The organism is Rhizobium sp. RCC_161_2 (genome assembly GCF_041355235.1).
Lineage (GTDB): Bacteria > Pseudomonadota > Alphaproteobacteria > Rhizobiales > Rhizobiaceae > Rhizobium.
Window position 1 is genome coordinate 143,679 of sequence record NZ_JBFUPL010000002.1, and the last position, 22,681, is coordinate 166,359.

Below are 22,681 nucleotides of genomic sequence, written 5' to 3' on the forward strand. Positions count from 1 at the left end.
GGCCGAATCCTGCCAAGTCGGACGATGCAATTCGCGCCGCAACAAGATGAAGCGCTCAAGGCCGTTGCCAAATGGCTGAAAGAGGGGCGCTCGCCGCTGTTCCGTCTGTTCGGTTATGCCGGTACGGGCAAGACGACGCTCGCGCGGCATTTTGCCGAACATGTCGACGGCGACGTGCTGTTCGCGGCCTTCACCGGCAAGGCAGCGCAGGTGCTGCGTTCGCGCGGGGCCAGTAATGCCAAGACCATTCATTCGCTGATCTATCGTCCGCGCGGCGAAGAATCCGTCGAGGATGAGGAGACCGGCAAGACCTCCATGGCGCCGATGTTCACCATCAATCGCCAGAGCCCGGTTGCGAAGGCGGCGCTGATCATCGTCGACGAATGTTCGATGGTGGACGAGGCACTCGGCAAGGATCTGATGAGTTTCGGCACGCCGATCCTCGTTCTCGGCGATCCCGGCCAGCTGCCGCCGATCTCGGGCGGTGGCTTCTTCACCAATGAAGAGCCGGACTATCTGCTGACGGATATTCACCGCCAGGCTCGCGACAATCCGATCATCCAACTCGCCATGCATGTGCGCGAAGGCAAGGAGATCATGCACGGCGACTATGGCGCGGCGCAGGTGATTTCGAAGAACGAGGTCACGCAGCCCTTGGTGATGGACGCGGACCAGGTGCTGGTCGGCACCAACCGCACCCGCAAGCGCTACAATCAGCGTCTGCGTGAACTCAAGGGTTTTGCGACAGAATATCCGCAATCCGGCGACAAGCTGGTTTGCCTGCGCAACGATCCAGCCAAGGGTCTGCTCAACGGCTCGCTCTGGCAGGTGATGACCTCTTCCAAGGAAACGACGAAGCCGGGTATCAACCTGCTTATCCGGCCGGAAGATGACGACATGGATCGGGGTGCTGCGAAGATCAAGCTGCTGAAACAGGCCTTCGAGGATGTGGAAGGCGAGATCCCCTGGTCGACGCGCAAGCGCTATGACGAGTTCGACTATGGCTATGCGCTGACCGTCCACAAGGCGCAGGGTTCGCAGTGGAACAATGTCGTGCTGTTCGATGAAAGCTGGGCGTTCCGCGACACGCGCGAACGCTGGCTCTACACGGCGATCACGCGCGCTGCCGAGACGCTGACGATCGTCCGCTAGGGCCGTAGGCCGAGTAGCGTTGCGTCGAGCGAAAGATCATCAATCTTTTGCATGGATCGATGTTCGAATCTCGTTGGTCTTGCGGCCCGCAATGGCATAAAACGACGCCATCATCCTCTTTGAAAATCATGGATTTCGATCATGCCTGCCAAGCTTTCCGTGAACCTCAACGCCATCGCGATGCTGCGTAACCGGCGTGATCTGCCCTGGCCGAGTGTCACGGGGCTTGGACGCATTGCATTGGCCGCTGGTGCCAGTGGCTTGACGGTGCATCCGCGGCCGGATCAGCGGCACATCCGCTTCTCGGATCTGCCCGAGATCCGGGCGCTGATCGATGACGAGTTTCCGCAAGCCGAGTTCAATATCGAGGGTTATCCGAGCGACGAATTCTTTGATCTCTGCGCCTCCGTCGAACCCGAGCAGGTGACATTGGTGCCGGATGATCCGTCGCAGGCGACTTCGGATCATGGATGGGATTTCCGCAAGAACCACAACCTGCTGGCCGATGTCGTCGCCAAATATAAGACGATCGGCTGCCGTGTTTCACTGTTCGCGGATGGTGACGGCGACGCTGAAGCCGTCAAGATCGCCCGGGACGTCGGTGCCGACCGCATCGAGCTTTATACCGGCCCTTATGGCGGCTGCTATGACGCGCCGGAGCGGGCGGCTGTCATCCTCGAGGCACTGGGCAAGACGGCCGATGCCGCGTTTGCCAGCGGTCTTGCCGTCAATGCCGGCCATGATCTGACGGTTGCGAATTTGCCGGCGCTGCTCAAGCGCATTCCGGCGCTTGCCGAAGCTTCCATCGGGCATGGACTGACGGCCGATGCGCTGGAGTACGGCATGGCCGAGACGGTGCGGCGGTTCTGCCGGGCTTGCGGGCAGGCGATTTAAGGGGAAGGTTTTGGGGCTGGTCAGGCGAGCTTGTTTTTGCCGCGCCTTCATACCTGGCCCCTCATCCTAGCCTTCTCCCCGCATCGCGGGGAGAAGGGACCAAGGAGTATCCAAAAACTCAGCCGAGCAGCGCAGCCTTGTGTTCTTCGAAGAAGGCACGCACCGTCTGCGGCTCCTTGCCGGTCAGCTTGTTGAAATCATTGGTGAGAATGTCGAATTTGCCGGCGCGGGCATTGGCGTCGGCGGAGACGAGCATGTCGACCACGAATTTCGGCAGGCCGGCACCGGTCAGGCCGGCGGCGAACTGTTCGTCGTTCACCTGCACGACCTCAAGCGGACGGTCGGTGACCTTGCTGACGACGGATGCCACATCTTCGATCGTCAATGATGTGGAGCCGGTCAAGGTATAGGTCGCGCTTTCCGTGGTGTCGGAGGCAAGCGCTGCGGCGATGGCAAGCGCGCAATCGTCACGGCTGATGTTGCTGGTACGGCCACCGCCGGTCGCGGTATACCATTTCCCGGTTGCGAGGCTATGCGGCAGGCCCATGAGGAAATTGTCGAAATACCAGGCGTCACGCAGGATGGTGTAGCCGATGCCGCTCGCCTTGATGGCGTTTTCGGTGCCGAGATGGTCGGGCGCGAAGCTGACGAGAGAACCGTCCGGGGCGGGCATGGACGTATAGAGGATATGCTTGACGCCGGCCTTCTTCGCAGCTTCAACGGCAGCCGTCTGCTGCTTCAGGCGCAGGCCGGGAACGGCGAGTGCGTCCGTGCTGATGATCAGCAGGCGGTCGACGCCGGCGAAGGCGGCAGGAAGAGTGGCGGCATCGTCGAAATCGGCCTTGCGGGTGATGACGCCCTTGGCGGCGAGCTCGGCGAGCTTCTCGGGGCTGCGGGTGGCGGCGATGATGCGGCCGGGCGCAACCTTGTAGGTCTCCAGCAGGTGATGAATGACGCGCTGGCCGAGCTGGCCGGCGGCGCCGGTAACGAGGAGGGTGCTGCTCATATCTTTATCCTTGTTTGACCGCCGCGGACTCGCAGAGGTTTGTCGCTCTCAAAAAGAGACTAACACTAGAATAGGAATTGACTTCGGCCTGTAAAGGAGGCAGTTTTTCGGCTGTAGGTTACTTTAAGGGAACCAGCATGAGCGCCAGCACCGTCGTCAATCTGCGCAGCATAGAGGCACCGCTGCGTGCCGTCGATATCAGCCAACTCGATTTCACGAATTGCCCGGTGCGGGATCTGATTTCGCGGATCGGCGGCAAGTGGTCGATCTTGCTGCTTGAGGCACTGGCACAGCGGCCCTATCGCTTCGGCGAACTGCGCCGGATGGTGCCCGATATTTCCCAGCGCATGCTGACTCAGACGCTCCGGGACCTGCAACGAGATGGCTATGTCGGTCGCGAGGTTTTCCCCACCAAGCCGCCGAGCGTCGAATACCGCATGACCGATCTTGGCCGCTCGCTCTACGTGCCGCTGGCGCCGCTTTTGAATTGGGCCGAGGCCAATCATGAAGCGGTGCGTGCGGCACGCGTCCGTTTCGATCAATCGCAGGACTGAGCGCGACCCCGTGAAATCCCTGAAAATTGCCATTGTCGGCGCCGGACCTGCCGGGCTTGCCGCTGCCCTTTTTCTCTCCCGTGCCGGCCATGCGACGGAGATTATCGAGCGTTTCGACAATCCCGCACCGGTCGGATCCGCGCTGATGCTACAGCCAACCGGCCTGACCGTACTGGAATCGCTCGGCCTTGGCCCCGCCATTCACGCGGCTGGCAATCGTATCGACCGGCTGTTCGGCATCGAGACGAAGCGTGGCCGTACCGTTCTCGACGTGCGCTATGATGCCTTGGCCGGCGGGCGTTATGGGCTTGCGGTTCATCGCGCCGCATTATTCGACACGCTTTACCATGAGGTCTCCACCCGGAGACATTTTGTGTTCACCGGGCGGCGGGTGGTTTCTCTGCTGGAGGAGGGCGGTCAGACCTATCTCGCGGTCGAGGGTGGCGAGCGGCTGGGACCGTATGATCTTGTCATCGATGCCAGTGGTGCGCGTTCCGAATTGGTCACCGCTTCGCCGGTCGCACCGCATGCGCGCAACCTCACCTATGGCGCCTTTTGGGCGACACTGGATTGTCCGGATGGATTGGTGGATGAGAGGGCGCTGACGCAGCGCTACGATCAGGCGAAGGTGATGATCGGCGTCTTGCCGATCGGGCGGCGGCAACCGGATATGCCGAAGCAGGCCGCATTGTTCTGGAGCCTGAAGGTTGCGGATGTCGACGAGGTGCGCCGTCGGGGGCTCGATCGCTGGAAGGCGGCGATCCGTGGCTATTGGCCGGAATGTCAGCCCTTGCTCGATCAGATCAGCGATTGGGATCAGTTGACGCTGGCGCGCTATGCCCATCGGACCATGACCACGCCCTATAACGGCCGCATGGTCTTCGTCGGCGATGCCGCGCATTCGACCAGCCCGCAGCTTGGGCAGGGCGCCAATATGGCGCTGCTGGATGTGGCCGCACTTGCGCATGCCTTGGTGAGCAATGAGGATATCGGGACGGCGCTTGCCGCCTATGCGCAGGCGCGGCGGTTGCATGTGCGGCTGTTCCAGCTGCTGTCGCTGGCATTTACGCCGTTCTACCAGTCGGATTCGGCGGCCCTTGCCTGGGTCCGCGACCGGCTGGTCGCCACCATCGCCAAGATACCGCCGGGACCGCAGATATTGGCGTCGATTGTCTCCGGCACGCTGGTCGATCCCTTTGCGGCGGCGGGTCTCAGCGAATGCGATTGGCTGCGGAACGCCGTTCCGCAGCCATCCTGATCATTTTCCCCGTTCGGTCAGGAAGATCAGCAACGCCACGACCGGGAAGGCGACGCCGATCCACGAGGTGAGGTTCCAGCCACCGGTGGCATAGGCCCAGCCGCCGAGCGCCGAGCCGATCGCGCCGCCGCCAAAGAATGTCGCCATGTAGAGACCGTTCAGGCGGCTGCGATGTTCGGCGCTCAGCGCATAGATGGCGCGCTGGCCGACCACGAGATTGGTCTGCACGCCGAAATCGAGCATGATGCCGGAGAGCGTCAGGGTGAGAAGCGCCAGCAGCGAACCGCTGCCGGAGGCGTGGCCGATGAGGAAGGCGATGATGGCGAGCACCATGGCAGCGCCAGTGGCAAGTTTCGTCAGGCCACGGTCGGCCAGGCGACCGGCGATCGGTGAAGCGATAGCGCCCGCGGCACCAGCCAGAGCGAAGAGGGCAATACCGTTCTGCGTCAGGCCGAAGGCCGGACTTGCCAGCAGCAGTGGCGTCGTCGTCCAGAACAGGCTGAAGGCGCCGAACATGCAGGCCTGATAGAGGGCGCGGCGCTGCAGTACCGGCTCGTGCAGGGCGAGATGACCCATTGACGAGAGCAGTTGGCCATAGTGCAGCTTGGTGTGCGGACGGCGGGTCGGCAGGACGATACGCAGGATGACGGCAAGCCCGATCATGACGCCGGCCGAGAGGATATAGACCGCATGCCAGGAGAGCAGTTCCGACAGGAAGCTCGCCGCCGGCCGGGCCAGCATGATGCCACAGAGCAGGCCGCTCATGACATTGCCGACGACCGCGCCGCGGCTGGCATCCGGCGCCATATGGGCGGCGAAGGGCACCAGCACCTGCACCGCGACGGAGGCAAGGCCGATACAGAGCGAGGCCAGCAGGAAGAGTGACGGCGACCATGCGAAAGCCGCGCCGACAAGCGCCACGGCCGCCAGTGCGACCAGCGTCAGCACCAGCCGGCGGTTTTCCAAGAGATCGCCGAGCGGCACGATCAGCAGCAGGCCGAGTCCATAGCCGATCTGCGTCAGCGTTACGATCAGGCCGGTTGCCGCCGGCGTGAAGCCGAGCGCCTGGCTGATCGGGCCGGCCAGCGGCTGGCCGTAATAGAGATTGGCGGCCACCAGCCCGCAGGCGGCGGCGAACATGAAGGTCATCAATGGCGAAATGGTCTTTTCGGGGAGCGGAGCGCTCTCCCTTGGGACGGCGGCGGTGGCGGGCATGTCTTTTGTTCCTTGATGCGGGCAAGGGGAGCGGGCTCCCCAAAATTCGATGAAAATCAGTCCAGTAATTTCATGGCCACTTCGGCGACGGCGAGCATCTGCTCCTGTCCCCGGCCGGTTTTTCCGATCACGCGCATGCCTTTGGTGAGGCAGAGCAACGTGCAGGCGCTACTTTCGGCATCGATATGCCTGGGTACGGAGCCATCCGCCTGTCCGAGGTGGATGAGATCCAGAATACGCCGCTCATCGAAATCGAAAGCCACCCCAACGCGGCCGGCGACTTCCTCGTCGAAAAGTGCGAGCTCGGTCGCGCTGCCAACGACGAGGCAACCTCTTCGACCGACCTCGCCACAGGACGCCTCGGCAAAGAATTTCACCAATGCGCGCAGCTTATCGTGGCCGTTGGTAGCGCGGTCCAAGCACTCGTCGATCAATTGCTGCCGTACATGGCGATAACGGCCGAAAGCGGCGAGGAATATGCCACGCTTGTCTCCGAACGCCTTGTAGACGCTGCCGGCCGTCAGCCCCATTGCCTCGGTCAGTTCGCTGATCGAGGCGGCATAATAGCCGCGCTCGGAAAAGACCCGCAACGCCTCGTCGAGAGCGGCGTCCATATCGAATTCACGCGGGCGGCCGCGCAACTTCGGTGAAATGTCCAATGAGTCCGTTGTCATGTGGATTATTTAGGAAATGATCGTTTCCAAATCAAGCGGAATTTTGCGTCGCAACAAAATCGTGATGCGTATCGCCGGAGCTTTCGCTGATCTCCGGCACGTCTATTCGTAGAGGATCGCCATGTTGATGGTATCGATATAGCGCCCGTCGATGCAGGCGGATTTACGCGCTATGCCCTCCCGGACAAAGCTGACCCGCTCATAAAGGGCGATGGCGCTGGCATTATCGGCGTGCACGCTGAGTTCCACGCGCACGAAGCCGGCATCGCGCGCCGCTTGCAGGGTCGCCTCTATGAGCTGCTGTCCCAGGCCTTTGCCGCGATAGGACGGAATGATCCCCATGCCGAGCTTGCCGCCATGGGCATGCGAAGGGAAGAAATGGCGACTGATATCGCACCAACCGACTACCGTTTCGCCATCAAGGGCAACGAATTGCGGATTGCCATTCCGGATCATGCCAAGCACGAAATCGCGCGTCTCATCCAGGGGAAATGCTTCCAGCAAGGATAGGTACTTTCGCTCACGCGCAACGGTATCGAGGGCCTTGTGAAAGCCCTCGATATGCTCGTCCGCTATCGGCAGTATCCGGATCTCGGTCGTGCTGGTCATGGATGTCGATATCTCCAAGCAAATCAAAGCTGTATCGACACTATTGATGGATCTGGCGGCTGTCCATGTTCATGGTCGCAAACAGGCATTCCCTCACCGAAACATTAGGGAGGGTGTCCATCGTCTATCTGACTCGGTCAAGCCGCGGAGTTTCGTCAAGCCGCCTGACTAGTGCTCGCCTTTTCCGCATCGAGGGCGAAGTCGACGGCGGTTTGCGCGTGGATTGTCGTGGAGTCGAAGCCCGGCATAGCAAGCCCGTTCGGATCGAGGATCAGGCATATCTCGGTGCAGCCGAGGATGACGCTGTCGGCACCTTCGGCCTTGGCGCGCTCGATGATCTCGACCAACTTCTCGCGCGACTCGTTCTTGACGATGCCAGCGCATAGTTCGCTGAAGATGATGTCGTGGACGGTGGTGCGGTCGTCGGCGCCGGGAACCATGATGGAAACGCCGTTGCGGGCCATGCGTTCGGCGTAAAAACCGTGTTCCATCGTGTAACGGGTGGCGAGCAATAACGGCTTGACGCGGCCGGCAGCCTTCAGTGCGGTCGCCGTTTCGTCGACGATGTGGATGAGCGGGACGGAGACGCGCGCGGCAACGTCCGGTGCGATCAGGTGCATGGTGTTGGTGCAGATCAACACACATTCGGCGCCGGCGACCTGCAGGCGGTGTGCGACATCGCCGAGGCGGGCCGCGGCGGCATCCCAGCGTCCGGCCTTCTGCAGAGCGACGATCTCTTCGAAATTGACGGAGTACATCAATACCTCGGCGGAGGCGAGGCCGCCCAGGCGGTCGCGAACCATCTCGTTGATCAGGCGATAATAGACCGCCGAACTTTCGAAACTCATGCCGCCGATCAGGCCGATGGTGCGCATAATGCTGCTCTCCGTTATTGTTTTGAGTGACGGAATAGTGCCGCATGTCAGCCGCCTTATGTTTGCAATCTTTGTCGCGAGAGCATTTTCTTCTGCTGTTTTTTGCGCCATTGTGTCAAATGACGCAAAAATACAGCGTCGCCATGGAGATTGCCGCGCATGCTTGACGAACGCGACCGGAAGATTCTCGACCTCCTGCAGACGGATGCCGGTATCTCGGTGACCGATCTTGCCGATCGGGTGGCTTTGTCGGTTTCGGCCTGCTCGCGGCGCATCCAGCGGCTGGAGGAGAGCGGCCATATCGCCCGGCGCATCGTTGTCCTCGACCGTGAGAAGATGGGCGTGCCGACGACGGTCTATGCACTGATCAAGACCGCCCACCACGCGGATGAGTGGATCGAGAGGTTCCGCAAGGCGATCGGCGATATCCCCGAGATCGTCGAGGCGCACCGGCTGACGGGCAATTACGATTACATCCTGAAGATCGTGCTGCCGCGCGTCGAGCAGTATGATGTCATCTACAAGAAGATCGTCCGCAAGGTGGAACTGTTCGATGTATCCGCCTCGATATCGATGGAGGAGCTGAAAAGCGGCGCCTCGATTCCTGTCGGCTATGCGCAATAGGTCCATAGAGTCGCAGGCTGGTTTTGCATATTATCTCAGCGAATTCTCTCAGCTAAGGTGTCGTGGCGTGTGTGCTTTAGAGGCCATTTGTCATGAGCAATGCGGACATTCAGAACTATGCGCTGCCCGGCGAAAAGTTGTTGTGGCAGGGCCGGCCGAAACAAGGCCTTATGTTTAGCAGGAAGGACCTGCTTCTGGTGCCATTTTCGCTGATGTGGGGTGGATTTGCGGTCTTCTGGGAAAGCATGGTTGCGCGCCAGGCCAATGCACCGTTGTTTTTCAAGCTATGGGGTCTGCCTTTCGTCTTGATCGGCTTGTACCTCATCGTCGGTCGTTTCGCGCTGGATGCATTCGTCCGTGCCAGGACGCAGTATGCGGTCAGCGATCAGCGTATCATGGTTTTGCGTGAAGGCTGGTTTTCCAAACTTCTGACCGTACCGCTGGGTCAGTTGCAGACCCTGGATCTGGATCAGAATGGCAATGGAACGGGTACCATCAGCTTCGGAAACGATGTCCAGATCGGCTACGGCCGCCGTGGCGGCGGTATCGGTCTTTGGACACCCGCGCTTTCGAATACCCCTAAATTTCTCGGTATCGCCGATGTGCGTGAGACATTCGATCTGATCCAGCGAGCGCGAAATCGTTGATGGCATTTTCGATTACACCGTAAGAATCACGCCCGCACAGGTGCCATGCATAAAAGGCAGTTGCTGGCCGTCGCCCTCAACTCTACGTTTGCGGCGATGTAATAGATGCGGGGTGTCGTTATGCAGGATCATCATATCGTCGTCGTCGGGGGCGGTTTCGGCGGATTGCAGCTCGCCAATGATCTGAAAGGCGCACCGGTCCGCATCACGTTGATCGACCGGCGTAACCATCACCTGTTCCAGCCGCTCCTGTATCAGGTCGCGACCACCTTGCTCGCCACGTCCGAGATCGCCTGGCCGATCCGCAACTTTTTCCGGGACCGGCCGGAGGTGACGACACTGTTGGCGGAAGTCGCTGATGTCGATAGCCAAGCGCATACGGTCACACTGAAGAATGGTGATACGATCGGCTACGATACGCTGGTGCTGGCAACGGGAGCCACTCATGCCTATTTCGGCCATGACGAATGGGAGCCGGTGGCGCCGGGGCTGAAGACGCTCGAGGATGCGACGACCATTCGCCGCCGCGTGCTTTTGGCTTTCGAACAGGCCGAGCTGGAAAAAGATCCGGCCATTCGTGAGGCGCTGCTCACCTTCGTGATTGTCGGCGCCGGGCCGACCGGGGTCGAGCTTGCCGGCATTATCGCCGAGCTGGCACGAAAGACGCTGCCGAAGGAATTCCGCAACATCGATACCAGCAAGGCGAGGATCATCCTTGTGGAAGCAGGTCCGCGCGTTCTCGCAAGCTTTGTCGAGGAGTTGTCGGACTATGCCCAAAAGGCGTTGGAAAAGCTCGGTGTCGAACTTCGTTTCGGCAAGCCGGTCACATCCTGCACCGCCGAGGGCGTCACCATCGGCGATAGTTTCGTGCCCTGCCGCACCATCGTCTGGGCCGCCGGCGTTGAGGCGTCGCCGGCTGCGAAATGGCTCGATATCCCGGCTGACCGGGCCGGACGCGCCATTGTCGATAAGGAATTGCGGGCGCCCGGCCAACCGGATGTTTTCGTCATCGGTGATACCGCCGCGGTGACGCGCGAGGATGGCAGCCCCGTGCCGGGTATCGCGCCGGCCGCCAAGCAGCAGGGTGCCTATGTCGCCAAGGTGATCAGGGCGAAACTGGCGGGCCAGCCGGCACCGGGGCCGTTTCACTATCGCCATCAGGGAAGCCTTGCCACGATCGGCAAAAGCGCCGCGATCATCGATTTCGGCCGGATCAAGCTCAAGGGCTGGCTTGCTTGGTGGGTCTGGGGCCTTGCCCATATCTACTTCCTGATCGGCACCCGCTGGCGCATCGCCGTCGCCTGGAGCTGGCTGTGGATCTATATCAGCCGCCAGCACAGTGCCCGGCTGATTACGCAGAGGGAAACCATGCGTGAGGAATGAAAAAAGGGCAGCCGTTTGGCTGCCCTTTTTCTGTCGATCTTTGCGCGGTGGCGCTTAGGCCAGGGATGCAATATCGATGACGAAACGGTAGCGGACGTCGCTCTTCAGAACGCGTTCATAGGCTTCGTTGATCTTGTCGATATTGATCAGCTCGATTTCCGAGACGATGTTGTGCTCGCCGCAGAAGTCCAGCATTTCCTGGGTTTCCTTGATCGAGCCGATCATCGAGCCGGAGAGGCTGCGGCGGCCGGGGATCAGCGAGAAGGCATGGACCGGAACGGCATGTTCCGGAACGCCGAGCAGCACCATGCTGCCGTCATACTTCAGCAGGTTCAGGTAGGCATTCCAGTCGATGGCGGTGCCGACCGTGTTGAGGATCAGGTCGAAGCTGCCTGCGAGCTTGGTGAAGGTTTCGACATCGCTGGTGGCGTAATAGTGGTCCGCGCCGAGCTTGAGGCCGTCTTCCTTCTTCGACAGCGTCTGGCTGAGAACGGTTACTTCCGCGCCCATGGCATGCGCCAGCTTGACGCCCATGTGGCCGAGGCCACCCATGCCGACAACGGCAACCTTCTTGCCGGGGCCGGCCTTCCAGTGGCGCAGCGGCGAATAGAGCGTGATGCCGGCGCACAGCAGCGGCGCACCTGCGTCGAGCGGGATATTGTCCGGGAAGGAAAGGACATAGCCTTCCTTGACAACGATCGAGTCGGAATAGCCGCCATAGGTTGGCGTCTCGCCATCGGCTTCGACGTCGTTATAGGTCTGGACCAGGCCCGGCATATAATGCTCGTAGTCGAGGTCGCGCGTGGCGCAGGTCGTGCAGGAGTCGACGAAACAGCCGACGCCGACGCGGTCGCCGACCTTGAACTTCGTGACCTTCGAACCGACGGCGGTTACAATGCCGGCGACTTCGTGGCCCGGCACCATCGGGTACTTCGAGAAGCCCCATTCGTTGCGGGCCTGGTGGATGTCGGAATGGCAGACGCCGCAATATTTGACGGAGATGGCGACATCATCGTCCTTCGGCTCGCGGCGTTCAAAGGTGAAGGGGGTGAGCGGCTTGGACGCGTCTGTGGCGGCGTAGCCCTTTGCAATAGCCATGGGGAGTTCCTTTTTGGTAGGATTGGCTCTAGGTGAAGATCGAAATTTTGATGACTGACTATGCGTCGGAAACGGGCGACAGCGTTAGAGCGATCCTGCAAGCTTTATGTACGATTCTCCGAATCTGGATGGCCTACGCTCTTTCGAAACAACGGACGGAGACCTAGATAGGTCTCGACAAATCCTCGAGAATAATCGGTTGCGCATGACCCTGCCTTTCAATCCCAATCAGGAACTTGCTTCCATCATCGCCCGTTTCGCGACGGAGGATGGGGAGCATCGCACACCGATAGAAGGGCTCAATCTCTATCGGCAGTCGGCCGCGACCGTGTGGCAGCACGGGGCTTACCGGCCCTGCTTTGCCATTGTGGTCCAAGGGCGCAAAACCCTGACCGTTGGCGCCGATATATACCACTACGGCGTTGGCGAGTACATTCTAACTGCCCTCGACCTTCCCGTATCGACGCAGGTCACCAATGTCGGCAGCGAAACACCCTATCTTTGTTTCGGCATGGCGCTCGACAGCGAACGGCTGAAGGAGCTGCTGTCGCGCGTCAATATTCCGCGCGAGGCGGTGACGGCGGAACCCGTGCGGGGTCTGGCGGTCAATCCTGCCTCGCCGGAGCTGCTAGACGCCTCGTTGCGGCTGCTGCGATTGCTCGACCGGCCGGAGGATATTCCGGCGATGGCGCCGCTGATCGAGCAGGAGATTCTCTACCGCCTGCTGACCGGCCCGAATGGACCTCGGCTGCTGCAGGTTGCCATGGCCGAGAGCCAGAGCAACAGGGTGGCGCGCGCCATTGCCTGGATTCGCGGCAATTTCACCCAGCCGCTGCGCATCGAGGAACTGGCCGACCGCGCGGGCATGAGCGTTTCCTCGCTGCATCATCATTTCAAGGCCGTCACGGCGATGACGCCGATACAATACCAGAAGCAGCTTCGGCTGCATGAGGCACGACGGTTGATGATTGTGGAGCAGCTCGATGTCGGCTCTGCCGGTCATCGCGTCGGCTATCAGAGCCCATCGCAGTTCAGCCGCGAATATAGCCGCCTTTACGGCCTGTCGCCGCTCCGGGACGTCGAGGGCATACGCAGTCCGGTCGCCGCGGAATAGTTTTGCGTGCTTTATTGATGCGGTGCAGCGACGATTTTCGCTTGACGCTCGCTCTGCTCTGCGCCATAACGCGCCACGAACCGTACCGTACGGTACTCATTTGAGGGTGGCCATCGTGCTCAGCGAAGCAGGACAGTCGAGCGAGTTTTCGCCGCGCCAGAACGCCGTTCTGGAGCAGGCGTTGCGGTTGCTCGTCGATGGCGGCGAAAAGGCGCTGACGACCTCGGGCGTCGCGCGCGCCGCCAATTGTTCAAAGGAAAGTCTTTATAAGTGGTTTGGCGATCGCGACGGCCTGCTGTCGGCGATGATCACCTATCAGGCCAGCAAGGTACGTACGTTCGAGCGCAACGGCGAGCGGCTGACGGCGGCGAGCCTGCACGATCATCTCGTGGTGTTCGCGCGTGATCTCCTTGAGGTTCTGGCGGGCGACGTGTCGCTGGCGTTGAACCGCCTGGCGATCGGCCAGTCGAACCGCGATGGCTCCAAGCTCGGCAAGCTTTTGCTTGAACGCGGCCGCCGGCAGATCGACCGCCGCGCCAGCGGCCTCATCGACGCCGGCAAAAGGGCAGGGCTTCTGCGCTTCCTAGATGCCGATGAGGCTTACCACACGCTTTACGGGCTCATTGTGTCTGATCTGCATGTGCGCATGCTGCTCGGCGAGCCCGGTTTGAAGGATACGAGCCGTCAGGCCGAGAGGGCGGTCACCGCTTTTCTCAAGCTTTACGGCACGGAAAAGGTTTTGGCGGAAGCAGCCGCAACCGTCTGAGAAGTTTCAATTTACGCCTTACACCAGACAAGCAAAGGGAAGGAAAAACAATGCGCGTCTATTACGATCGTGATGCCGATCTCAATCTCATCAAGTCGAAGAAGGTTGCCATCATTGGCTATGGTTCGCAGGGCCGCGCCCATGCGCTGAACCTCAAGGACAGCGGCGCACAGAACGTTGTGATTGCGCTGAAGGCCGGTTCGCCGACCATCAAGAAGGCCGAAGCCGATGGCTTCAAGGTCATGACGGTTGCCGAAGCTGCCGGCTGGGCTGACCTGATGATGATGGCGACCCCGGACGAACTCCAGGCCGACATCTACAAGGCCGACATCGCCCCGAACATCCGTGACGGCGCGGCGATCGCTTTCGCACACGGCCTCAACGTTCACTTCGGCCTCATCGAGCCGAAGGCTTCGGTCGATGTCGTCATGATCGCTCCGAAGGGCCCGGGCCACACGGTTCGCGGCGAATACCAGAAGGGCGGCGGCGTTCCCTGCCTCGTTGCCGTTCACCAGAATGCTTCCGGCAATGCTCTTGAACTCGCTCTCTCCTACGCTTGCGGCGTTGGCGGCGGTCGTTCGGGCATCATCGAAACCAACTTCCGCGAAGAGTGCGAAACCGACCTCTTCGGCGAACAGGTCGTTCTGTGCGGCGGTCTCGTCGAGCTGATCCGCGCTGGTTTCGAAACCTTGGTCGAAGCCGGCTACGCACCGGAAATGGCCTATTTCGAGTGCCTGCACGAAGTAAAGCTGATCGTCGACCTGATCTATGAAGGCGGCATCGCCAACATGAACTACTCGATCTCCAACACCGCTGAGTGGGGCGAATACGTCACCGGCCCGCGCATCATCACCGAAGAAACCAAGGCCGAGATGAAGCGCGTCCTGAAGGACATCCAGACCGGCAAGTTCACCTCGGACTGGATGCAGGAATACCGTTCGGGCGCTGCCCGTTTCAAGGGTATCCGCCGCCTGAACGACAGCCACCAGATCGAAGAAGTCGGCGCCAAGCTGCGCGGCATGATGCCCTGGATCGGCAAGAACAAGCTGGTCGACAAGAGCGTCAACTAAGCTTTTCGGCTGTTGCTGAAATGAGAAAGGCCGGGGCGAGAGCTCCGGCCTTTTTCTATTTCCGTGCTTTGACGTAGAGCCATTTCGTCGGTTTGCCGTCGAAACCGCCGCCGTCGGCTTCGGTCATCGCTATGTCTCTCCAGCCGCCTTTGTCGAGCAGAGCCGTCAGCCATGCGGCCGAGGGGTAGTTATAGTATCGGCCGAATGTATCGTGGCCTTCGGCTTCACCGGCTTTGAAGCTGGCGTGGAAGATGCCGCCGTCTTTCAGCGCGCGGCGCATCCGATCGAGAATATCGGGCAGGGCGGCGCGAGGCGCATGCAGCAGGCTTGCTTCGGCCCACACGCCATCGTGAGCGTCTTCGATATCGAGCGTTTCGAATCGTAATATCTGAACCGGCCTACCGATCAGGGCCTCCGCCTGTTTGGCAAGCTCGGTCGAACCATCGGTCGGCGTCACGTCGAAACCGCGCGAGATCATATAGGCCGCGTCCCGCCCAGCGCCGCAGCCGAGTTCTAGGATAGATGCGCCTGCGGGAAGAGCGGCCAGGAAGGCATCAAGTCGGCTTTGCGGCAGGTTGCGCTTGCGCGCCGCGTAGACGGCGGCATTGACGTTGTAGAAAGAGGAGGTGGGGTCGTCGTTTGTCATGCTTGTTCCAATTCGGTCATCAACTTCTTTATCGGCGTGGCATCGTTGTTCGGCAAGTTCGATCTTGAATTGCGGGCAAAACATAACTAGTCTGTAAACTAGTCAGATGGAGGGTGCCATGCGCCAATGGCCGGTTCAGGATGCCAAAGCGAAATTCAGTGAAATGCTTGATGCTTCACTGGAGGAAGGGCCGCAGCTCGTTTCAAAGAGAGGCGAACCCAAAGCTGTGCTTGTGTCAGTCTCTGAGTGGGAGGCGCTGAAGAAGCGGGCCAAGCCTTCGGCCAAGGACGTGCTTCTCGCGCAGGAGCCGAGATTCGAACTCGATATTCCGTCCCGCAAGGAATGGGTCTGGCGGGACATCAATCTGGATGAGAGCTGACATCTTGTATTTGCTTGATACGAACGTGGTATCGGAATTGCGTAGGGTAAAGCCCCATGGCGCGGTACTTGCTTGGATAAATAGTGTCAGGAGCGAGGACCTTTCGATTTCGGCCATTACGATCGGCGAGATCCAACGCGGTATTGAGTTGGCGAGGGAAACCGATCCGCAAAAGGCAAAAGAACTTACGCGCTGGCTGGATGATTTGCAGGTCGGGATCCGGGTCATTCCCTTGGATGCGGACTGTATGATCCGATGGGCGCAATTCATGCATCGTAAATCGCCGGCGCTGATTGCCGATGCAATGATAGCGGCGACTGCATCTGTTCATAGTCTCACGATCGTTACGCGGGATGTCGTCGATTTTTCGGCCTTTCCTGCCGTTGTTATCAACCCCTTCGACTACAAATCCCCCTGAGAATGTCACCGTCACAAACAAAATAGGTCAGCATTATTGACTTATATTTTATTGCGTGTTTTGGTGCTGCAAAGACCAAAAATTACGAGGAAGCCCCATGTTGAATTGGGAAAACATCTTTGCGACGCGTTCCAGCCGTATGCGCGCCTCCGAAATCCGCGAGCTGCTGAAGCTTTTGGAGCGGCCGGACATCATCTCTTTTGCCGGCGGCATTCCCGATCCCGCGCTGTTTCCGGATCAGGAATTCAAGCAGGCCTATGCGGACATCTTTTCCGGTCCGGCGGTCAACGCGGCGCTGCAATATTCGGTCAGCGAAGGCTACAAGCCGCTGCGCGAGTGGCTGGTCGGCCAGATGGTGGCGCTTGGCGTTCCCTGCGAGCTTGAAAACGTCTTTATCGTTTCCGGTTCGCAGCAGGGTCTCGATTATCTCGGCAAGCTGTTTCTGTCGCCCAGGGATACGGCGCTGGTGACCGCGCCGACCTATCTCGGCGCGCTGCAGGCCTTCAATGCCTATGAGCCGACCTATGATCAGCTCACCCCCGGCGGTAACCGCACTCCTGCCTCCTATCGCGCTGCGGCAGAGCAGGCGGGCGGCAGGGTGAAATTCGCCTATCTCTCCGCCGACTTTGCCAATCCGACCGGCGAAACGGTCGATCTCGCCTCCCGCGAAAAGCTGATCGATCTTGGCGACGAACTGGATATTGCCGTCATTGAGGATGCCGCCTATCAGTCGCTGCGTTACGACGGTGAGCCGGTCCCGCCCATCCTGGCGCTGGAAATTGCCCGCAAGGGCCATATCAACGACACGCGTACGATCTATTGCGGCAGCTTTTCCAAGACCTTGGCGCCGGGCCTTCGCGTCGGCTTCGTTGTTGCCAATGCGCCTGTTATCCGCAAGCTGGTGCTGATGAAGCAGGCGGCTGATCTGCATTCCTCGACCATCAACCAGATCGCCATCCATCAGGTCGCCGAGCGCGGCTTTGATGCGCAGGTCGCCAAGGTCCGCAAGGCCTATAGCCACCGCCGCGACTGCATGCTGGCCGCACTTGCGAAATACATGCCTGATGGTACGAGCTGGACTAAGCCGGAAGGCGGCATGTTTGTCTGGGTGACCCTGCCGAAGGGCATGGATGGCGCCAAGCTGCTGGCAAAGTCGTTGGAAAGCGCCAAGGTCGCTTTCGTGCCCGGCCAGGCCTTCTTCGCCGATGGCTCCGGGCCGAATACGTTCCGTCTCAGCTTCTCCTGCGCCAACGAGCAGATGATCGATGAGGGGATTTCGCGTCTCGGCAAGTTGGTCGCGGGCGAGATCGGAGCGATGGCGGCGTAAGCCGCCACGCCATTTTCATGCTTATTTCTTCAAATGCGGCGCGATCAGCGACAGGTCGGCCTCGCTCAGCCGGTCGCTGGCAGTATTGGCTTGGTGCCAATAGGGGTAGAGCAGCGGCAGCAGGCTGACATCGTCGAGGCGCTTGCGTTCTTCGTCGGTCAGCTTCAGCTCGGCGCTGGCGAGGTTGTCCTTAAATTGCGCGTCGGTGCGGCCGCCGATGATGACCGAGGTGACACCCTTGCGACCGATCAGCCAGGCGAGTGCCACTTGCGCTGCTGAGACGCCGCGACCGTCAGCAATGTCCACTAGCGTATCCACGATATTCCACAGGCGGTTCTCGTCGCGGATCGGCGGCTCGGTCCAGCCGGCGAACTGACGCGTGCCTTCCGGCGTTGCCTGGTTGCGACGGTGCTTGCCGGAAAGAAGTCCGCCGGCGATCGGGCTCCAGACCAGCACGCCGAGGCCCTGGTCGATGCTGACCGGCAGCAGCTCGTATTCGGCGTCGCGGGCTTCGAGCGTGTAGTGAATCTGCTGACTGACGAAGCGCTGATACTTGTCGCACTCGCTGATGCCGAGCGCCTTCATGATGTGCCATGCGGAGAAATTCGAGCAGCCGATATAGCGTACTTTGCCCTGGCGGACGAGCGTATCGAGCGCCTCCAACGTTTCTTCCAGAGGCGTCTGGCCATCCCATTCATGCAACTGATAGAGATCGATGACATCGGTCTTCATGCGCTTCAGGCTGGCCTCGCAGGCCTGGATCAGGTGTTGGCGCGAGGAGCCGGCGTCGTTGACGCCAGGGCCCATCGGGAAACGAGCCTTGGTGGCGATCAATACGCCGTTCTTGCGCGGACCGCCGATGATTTCGCCAAGAATCTCTTCCGAGGCGCCCTGTGAATAAACATCGGCCGTGTCGATCAGGTTTACGCCGGCGTCCAGGCACATGTCGACCAGCCGCTTCGCCTCGGCAACGCCGAGATCGCCGACGGTCTTGGCCCAGCCGACGCCGCCGAAGGTCATCGTGCCCATGGTGATGGTGGAAACTTTGAGGCCGGAACGGCCAAGCAGACGATATTCCATAGATTTATCCTCCAAAAATCAGATCTGAAATTCGTGCGCTAGGAAATAGGGCTGCTCACCGACGGTCAAGGCCGAAGCACGACAAGAAAGCCCCACCTCTTTAAATTGAACTGTCACAATCATGTTAATCCATACGTCTAAGCAACCCTCCTGATCACCCAGTCGAGGACGCTCCATGAAGACGCTTGTTTCCGCTTTCGCCGGCCTCCTGGCCGCCGCTCTTTTCTCCGGCTCGGCCATTGCCGCCGACCTCGTCCTCTATACCAGCCAGCCGAATGCGGATGCGCAGGCAACCGTCGATGGCTTCATGGCCGCCAATCCCGGCATCAAGGTCGATTGGGTCCGCGACGGCACGCCGCAGATCATCGCCAAGCTCCAGGCTGAAATCCAGGCCGGCGCTCCGGTCGCTGACGTTCTGTTGATCGCCGACACGGTCACGCTGGAACGTCTGAAGGAAGCCGGCAAGCTCTTGGCCTACAAGTCGCTGGAAGCGGTAAACTACGATGCGGCGCTCTATGACGCCGACGGCTATTATTACTCCACCAAGCTGATCACCACCGGCATCGTCTACAACACCGCCGCTTCGATGAAGCCGACGAGCTGGCAGGATCTGACCAAGCCGGAAGCCAAGGGTCTGGTCGCCATGCCGAGCCCGCTTGCTTCGGGCGCTGCCCTCATTCATGCGCAGACGCTTGCCGGCGTCGGCAGCCTCGGCTGGGATTTCTATAAGAACCTTGCCGTCAATGGCGCGGTCGCGGCCGGTGGTAACGGCGCGGTGTTGAAGTCGGTCGCCTCGGGCGAGAAGGCCTATGGCATGGTCGTCGACTACATGCCGATCCGCGAAAAGGCCAAGGGCGCGCCGCTGGAGTTCGTGTTCCCGTCCGAAGGCGTTTCGGCCGTGACCGAGCCGGTCGGCATTCTCGCCAGCGCCAAGCATGCCGACTCCGCCAAGAAGTTCGTCGATTATGTTCTCTCGGAAAAGGGCCAGGAAGGTTTCCTGAAGCTCGGCTACATCCCGGCCCGTAACGGCATGTCGCTGCCTGCCGGTTTCCCGGCGCGTGACAGCATCAAGGTTTTGCCGTTGAATGCTGCCGAGGCCCTGAAGAACACCGATCAGGACCTCAAGACCTTCTCCTCCTATTACGGATCGAAGTGATCCGATCTGGGCAGTCGATGTACGGATATATGCGTAAGGGAAACAGCCAGCCAGCCTGGCTGTTTCCTTTTGTCGTCACCATCGTGATGCTTTTGAGCGTGCTGCCGCTGGTACGGCTGGCGGAGGCCGGTATAGCGGCGCTGCTGCGCGGCGGCGCCTATGAGCTGATCACCGATCCCGCCCTTTGGCGTTCGGCCTGGCACACTATCGAGACGGCCGTGCTCGGCACGATGATTTCCTTGGCTCTCGGCTGCCTCTTCGCTTTCCTGCTGACCCTGACCGACATGCCGGGCAGGGGGCCGCTTGGTTTTCTCTTCGTCCTGCCGATGATGATCCCGCCGCAGGTGACGGCGCTTGCATGGGTGCAGATGTCCGGCCCGTCGAGCCCGCTGTTGAAGGCGCTGCATATCGCCCCGCCGCTTGGCTCGCCGCAGCCGCTCTATTCGATTAGTGGCATTGCGCTGCTTTACGGTGTGCAGCATGCGCCGCTGGTCTATCTGGCGCTTCGGGCCGGGCTGATGGCGCTGCCGCGCGACGGTGTCGAGGCGGCGAGATTGTCTGGGGCTTCCGGGCTCCGTGTGTTCCGGAATATCATCCTGCCGCTGTCGCTGCCCGGTGTCATTGCGGGTGCTGCCATCGCCTTCGTCTCCTCGGTCGGCAATTTCGGCATCCCGGCGATCCTCGGAATACCGGCTTCGATCTTCACGCTGTCGACACTGATCTTCACCAAATTCTCCACCTTCGGTCCGCGCACCTTCGGCGATATCGCCTTGTTGTCGGCGATGATCGCTGTGATCGCTGTCGCCGGCCTTGCGGTTCAGGGCAGGGCATTGAAGGGGCGGGACTATCGGGTTATCGGTCTGTCCGGAGCATCTGCCGCCTTCTCGCTCGGTCGCTGGCGTTTTGCCGCCCTGCCGTTGCTCTGGGCGATCCTGTTCATCATGCTGGTTGCACCCTTCTTCGCGCTGGTGGCCGGGGCGCTGGTGCCGGCCTATGGCGTGCCATTGACCTTCAAGACGGCGTCTTTGAATGCCTTTGCCGAAATCCTGTTTCGCCAGACGGTGACGCGCACCGCTTTTTCCAATTCTCTGTTTCTGGCCGGGACCACGGCGCTCGGTCTCCTGGTGGTGACAATCCTTACTGCCTATGCGCTGACGAAGCGTAAGGACATGCTGAGCCGGATCGTCGGCGGCTTGATCGAGATTCCATATTCGCTGCCGGGGATCATTATCGCCGTCTGCTTCATTCTTGTTTTTGCGGCCCCTTTGCCAATCCTCAGTGTCACGCTCTACGGCACGATCTGGATCATTCTGCTCGCCTATTTCTCCGCCTATTTCGCTGTCAGTCTCAAGCCGGTGATGAGTGCCTTCCTGCAGCTCGATCCGGCGCTGGAAGAGGCCGCGCGTCTATCGGGTGCCGGTTTCTTCCGGCGTCTCTTCGATATCATCGTGCCGCTGATCGCGCCGGCGGCTGGGGCCTCGGTGATCCTGGTCTTTCTCATCGCCTGCAACGAGTTGACGGTCTCGGCCCTGCTCTGGTCGGCGGGGACACAGACACTGGGCGTCGTCATCTACAATCTTGATGACGGCGGCAGTGCCGATCTTGCCTCTGCCATGTCGGTCATCGTCATCGCCATGGTCGTCACCATGATGCTGCTTCTGGAAATCCTGGCCAAGCGCCTGCCGAAGGGAGTGGTGCCGTGGCGAAGCTGATCCTCAATCACGTCAGCAAGGATTTCGGCACGGGCGGCCGCGCCGCTGTCCATGCTTTGTCGCTGGATGTTCGCGAACGCGGCTTCCTGGCGCTACTGGGGCCTTCCGGCTGCGGCAAGACGACGGTGCTCAGAATGATCGCTGGCTTCGAGCAGCCGACGGATGGTTCGATCCATCTCGGCGAGCGCCTGCTGGCCGATGCCGCCCATACGCTGCCGCCGGAGCGGCGCAATATGGCGATGGTGTTCCAGTCCTATGCGCTCTGGCCGCATATGAATGTTGCCGACAATGTCGGTTATCCGTTGAAGGTTCGCGGTATTTCCGGTGAGCGCTACCGTCAGAAAGTACACGAGGCGCTGGCGACGGTGCGGTTGGAGGATTATGCGGAACGCCGCCCCGCCGATCTCTCCGGCGGCCAGCGGCAGCGCGTGGCACTGGCGCGCTGCCTGGTGACATCGCCCGATGTCGTGCTGCTCGACGAACCGCTCGCCAATCTCGACCGTCATCTGAAGAAGGAGATGGAAGAGACATTCCGCGAATTCCATCAGCGCTCCGGCGCCACCATGGTCTACGTCACCCATGACCAGAGCGAGGCCATGGCGCTGGCGACCGATGTTGCGGTGATGTCCGAGGGGCGCTTGCTGCAGATTGCTGCACCGGCGGAGATCTATGCGCGGCCGGAGGGGCGGTTGGTCGGCGGATTGGTCGGGCAGGGTGCTATCCTGTCGCTCGCCGTTCCGGATGGCGGCCCGCGCCTGATCGATTGGCCGGCATTGAAAATGATCTGGAGCGAGCAGGAAGCGACTATCCCGCGCGCCGATATTCTCGTTCGGCCCGAGGATGTCGTCGCCGATGCAGAGGGTATTGGATGCCGAGTGGACTCCGTCCTCTACGAGGGCGAGCGCTATGCGTTGCGGCTGTCGCTGCCGGATGGGCAGGTGTTGCGCGCCTATAGTCGCGACGCGGTGAAGCCGGGCGATGTCTATGCCGTCGCTATCCGTTCGGCTTGGCGGCTCTGATCGAT

At 60.6% G+C, this 22,681-nt stretch carries 24 protein-coding genes; 16 read left to right on the forward strand and 8 right to left on the reverse strand.

The window, feature by feature from the left end; translation table 11 throughout:
* The first annotated feature begins 24 nt into the window (after positions 1 to 24).
* A complete protein-coding gene (locus tag AB6803_RS04820) occupies positions 25 to 1,152 on the forward strand; it encodes an ATP-dependent RecD-like DNA helicase (RefSeq protein WP_371107820.1) in 1,128 nt (375 codons plus the stop codon).
* Positions 1,153 to 1,293: 141 nt separating this feature from the next.
* The gene (locus AB6803_RS04825) at positions 1,294 to 2,046 is read left to right on the forward strand and encodes a pyridoxine 5'-phosphate synthase (protein ID WP_371107821.1); all 753 of its coding nucleotides are present in this window, start codon (positions 1,294 to 1,296) and stop codon (positions 2,044 to 2,046) included.
* Between the two features lie 118 nt (positions 2,047 to 2,164).
* Here AB6803_RS04825 and AB6803_RS04830 read toward each other — a convergent pair whose 3' ends face one another.
* Positions 2,165 to 3,052, reverse strand: a complete 888-nt coding sequence (locus AB6803_RS04830) for an SDR family oxidoreductase (protein WP_371107822.1) — start codon at positions 3,050 to 3,052, stop codon at positions 2,165 to 2,167.
* Positions 3,053 to 3,189: 137 nt separating this feature from the next.
* Between AB6803_RS04830 and AB6803_RS04835 the strand changes: the two genes are divergently transcribed.
* Positions 3,190 to 3,606, forward strand: a complete 417-nt coding sequence (locus AB6803_RS04835; protein ID WP_371107823.1) for a winged helix-turn-helix transcriptional regulator — start codon at positions 3,190 to 3,192, stop codon at positions 3,604 to 3,606.
* Positions 3,607 to 3,616: 10 nt separating this feature from the next.
* The gene (locus AB6803_RS04840; protein WP_371107824.1) at positions 3,617 to 4,864 is read left to right on the forward strand and encodes an FAD-dependent oxidoreductase; all 1,248 of its coding nucleotides are present in this window, start codon (positions 3,617 to 3,619) and stop codon (positions 4,862 to 4,864) included.
* Here AB6803_RS04840 and AB6803_RS04845 read toward each other — a convergent pair whose 3' ends face one another.
* The 4 genes from AB6803_RS04845 to AB6803_RS04860 all read right to left on the reverse strand — a co-directional run bounded on the left by AB6803_RS04845 (position 4,865) and on the right by AB6803_RS04860 (position 8,237).
* Positions 4,865 to 6,079 carry an MFS transporter gene (locus AB6803_RS04845; protein ID WP_371107825.1) on the reverse strand — a complete coding sequence of 405 codons (1,215 nt, stop codon included), beginning with the start codon at positions 6,077 to 6,079 and terminating at the stop codon, positions 4,865 to 4,867.
* A 56-nt stretch (positions 6,080 to 6,135) separates the two neighbouring features.
* Positions 6,136 to 6,753, reverse strand: coding sequence for a TetR/AcrR family transcriptional regulator (locus AB6803_RS04850; protein WP_371107826.1), 618 nt, complete (start codon positions 6,751 to 6,753; stop codon positions 6,136 to 6,138).
* A gap of 102 nt (positions 6,754 to 6,855) precedes the next feature.
* Positions 6,856 to 7,362 carry an N-acetyltransferase family protein gene (locus AB6803_RS04855; protein WP_371107827.1) on the reverse strand — a complete coding sequence of 169 codons (507 nt, stop codon included), beginning with the start codon at positions 7,360 to 7,362 and terminating at the stop codon, positions 6,856 to 6,858.
* A gap of 155 nt (positions 7,363 to 7,517) precedes the next feature.
* Positions 7,518 to 8,237 (reverse strand): aspartate/glutamate racemase family protein, encoded by a 720-nt coding sequence (locus AB6803_RS04860; RefSeq protein ID WP_371107828.1) that lies wholly within the window; start codon positions 8,235 to 8,237, stop codon positions 7,518 to 7,520.
* A gap of 159 nt (positions 8,238 to 8,396) precedes the next feature.
* Here AB6803_RS04860 and AB6803_RS04865 point away from each other — a divergent pair, with 159 nt between their 5' ends.
* From AB6803_RS04865 to AB6803_RS04875, 3 genes are all read left to right on the forward strand, one after another.
* Entirely contained in the window at positions 8,397 to 8,861 is a 465-nt protein-coding gene (locus AB6803_RS04865; protein ID WP_153365317.1) for an Lrp/AsnC family transcriptional regulator, read from the forward strand.
* Between the two features lie 92 nt (positions 8,862 to 8,953).
* Entirely contained in the window at positions 8,954 to 9,508 is a 555-nt protein-coding gene (locus AB6803_RS04870; RefSeq protein ID WP_371107829.1) for a PH domain-containing protein, read from the forward strand.
* A 120-nt stretch (positions 9,509 to 9,628) separates the two neighbouring features.
* Positions 9,629 to 10,891, forward strand: coding sequence for an NAD(P)/FAD-dependent oxidoreductase (locus tag AB6803_RS04875; protein WP_371108327.1), 1,263 nt, complete (start codon positions 9,629 to 9,631; stop codon positions 10,889 to 10,891).
* 54 nt (positions 10,892 to 10,945) lie between these two features.
* On the opposite strand, the gene AB6803_RS04880 is transcribed toward AB6803_RS04875, so the two are convergent.
* A complete protein-coding gene (locus tag AB6803_RS04880; protein WP_371107830.1) occupies positions 10,946 to 11,989 on the reverse strand; it encodes an NAD(P)-dependent alcohol dehydrogenase in 1,044 nt (347 codons plus the stop codon).
* Between the two features lie 205 nt (positions 11,990 to 12,194).
* On the opposite strand from AB6803_RS04880, the gene AB6803_RS04885 reads away from it, so the two are divergent.
* From AB6803_RS04885 to ilvC, 3 genes are all read left to right on the forward strand, one after another.
* Entirely contained in the window at positions 12,195 to 13,103 is a 909-nt protein-coding gene (locus AB6803_RS04885) for an AraC family transcriptional regulator N-terminal domain-containing protein (RefSeq protein WP_371107831.1), read from the forward strand.
* A gap of 115 nt (positions 13,104 to 13,218) precedes the next feature.
* Entirely contained in the window at positions 13,219 to 13,869 is a 651-nt protein-coding gene (locus AB6803_RS04890) for a TetR/AcrR family transcriptional regulator C-terminal domain-containing protein (RefSeq protein WP_353619573.1), read from the forward strand.
* A gap of 50 nt (positions 13,870 to 13,919) precedes the next feature.
* Complete coding sequence (gene ilvC, locus AB6803_RS04895; protein WP_371107832.1) at positions 13,920 to 14,939, forward strand: ketol-acid reductoisomerase; 1,020 nt, start codon at positions 13,920 to 13,922, stop codon at positions 14,937 to 14,939.
* 55 nt (positions 14,940 to 14,994) lie between these two features.
* Here ilvC and AB6803_RS04900 read toward each other — a convergent pair whose 3' ends face one another.
* The gene (locus AB6803_RS04900; protein ID WP_371107833.1) at positions 14,995 to 15,585 is read right to left on the reverse strand and encodes a class I SAM-dependent methyltransferase; all 591 of its coding nucleotides are present in this window, start codon (positions 15,583 to 15,585) and stop codon (positions 14,995 to 14,997) included.
* A 118-nt stretch (positions 15,586 to 15,703) separates the two neighbouring features.
* On the opposite strand from AB6803_RS04900, the gene AB6803_RS04905 reads away from it, so the two are divergent.
* The 3 genes from AB6803_RS04905 (at position 15,704) to AB6803_RS04915 (ending at position 17,709) form a co-directional block, all read left to right on the forward strand.
* Complete coding sequence (locus AB6803_RS04905; RefSeq protein ID WP_371107834.1) at positions 15,704 to 15,964, forward strand: type II toxin-antitoxin system Phd/YefM family antitoxin; 261 nt, start codon at positions 15,704 to 15,706, stop codon at positions 15,962 to 15,964.
* Complete coding sequence (locus tag AB6803_RS04910) at positions 15,954 to 16,382, forward strand: type II toxin-antitoxin system VapC family toxin (protein WP_371107835.1); 429 nt, start codon at positions 15,954 to 15,956, stop codon at positions 16,380 to 16,382. Before AB6803_RS04905 ends, AB6803_RS04910 begins: the two co-directional genes overlap by 11 nt.
* A 97-nt stretch (positions 16,383 to 16,479) precedes the next feature.
* Positions 16,480 to 17,709: a PLP-dependent aminotransferase family protein gene (locus AB6803_RS04915; RefSeq protein ID WP_371107836.1), complete on the forward strand. Its 1,230-nt coding sequence runs from the start codon at positions 16,480 to 16,482 to the stop codon at positions 17,707 to 17,709.
* A 21-nt stretch (positions 17,710 to 17,730) separates the two neighbouring features.
* Here AB6803_RS04915 and AB6803_RS04920 read toward each other — a convergent pair whose 3' ends face one another.
* On the reverse strand, positions 17,731 to 18,789 hold the full coding sequence (locus tag AB6803_RS04920) for an aldo/keto reductase (RefSeq protein ID WP_371107837.1): 1,059 nt from the start codon (positions 18,787 to 18,789) through the stop codon (positions 17,731 to 17,733).
* 175 nt (positions 18,790 to 18,964) lie between these two features.
* Here AB6803_RS04920 and AB6803_RS04925 point away from each other — a divergent pair, with 175 nt between their 5' ends.
* Genes AB6803_RS04925 through AB6803_RS04935 form a run of 3 tightly spaced genes read left to right on the forward strand, consistent with a single transcriptional unit; the run spans position 18,965 to position 22,676 of the window.
* Positions 18,965 to 19,945 carry an ABC transporter substrate-binding protein gene (locus AB6803_RS04925; RefSeq protein WP_371107838.1) on the forward strand — a complete coding sequence of 327 codons (981 nt, stop codon included), beginning with the start codon at positions 18,965 to 18,967 and terminating at the stop codon, positions 19,943 to 19,945.
* Positions 19,946 to 19,962: 17 nt separating this feature from the next.
* Complete coding sequence (locus AB6803_RS04930) at positions 19,963 to 21,657, forward strand: ABC transporter permease (protein WP_371107839.1); 1,695 nt, start codon at positions 19,963 to 19,965, stop codon at positions 21,655 to 21,657.
* Positions 21,645 to 22,676 (forward strand): ABC transporter ATP-binding protein, encoded by a 1,032-nt coding sequence (locus tag AB6803_RS04935; protein ID WP_371107840.1) that lies wholly within the window; start codon positions 21,645 to 21,647, stop codon positions 22,674 to 22,676. Before AB6803_RS04930 ends, AB6803_RS04935 begins: the two co-directional genes overlap by 13 nt.
* Positions 22,677 to 22,681 lie beyond the last annotated feature (5 nt).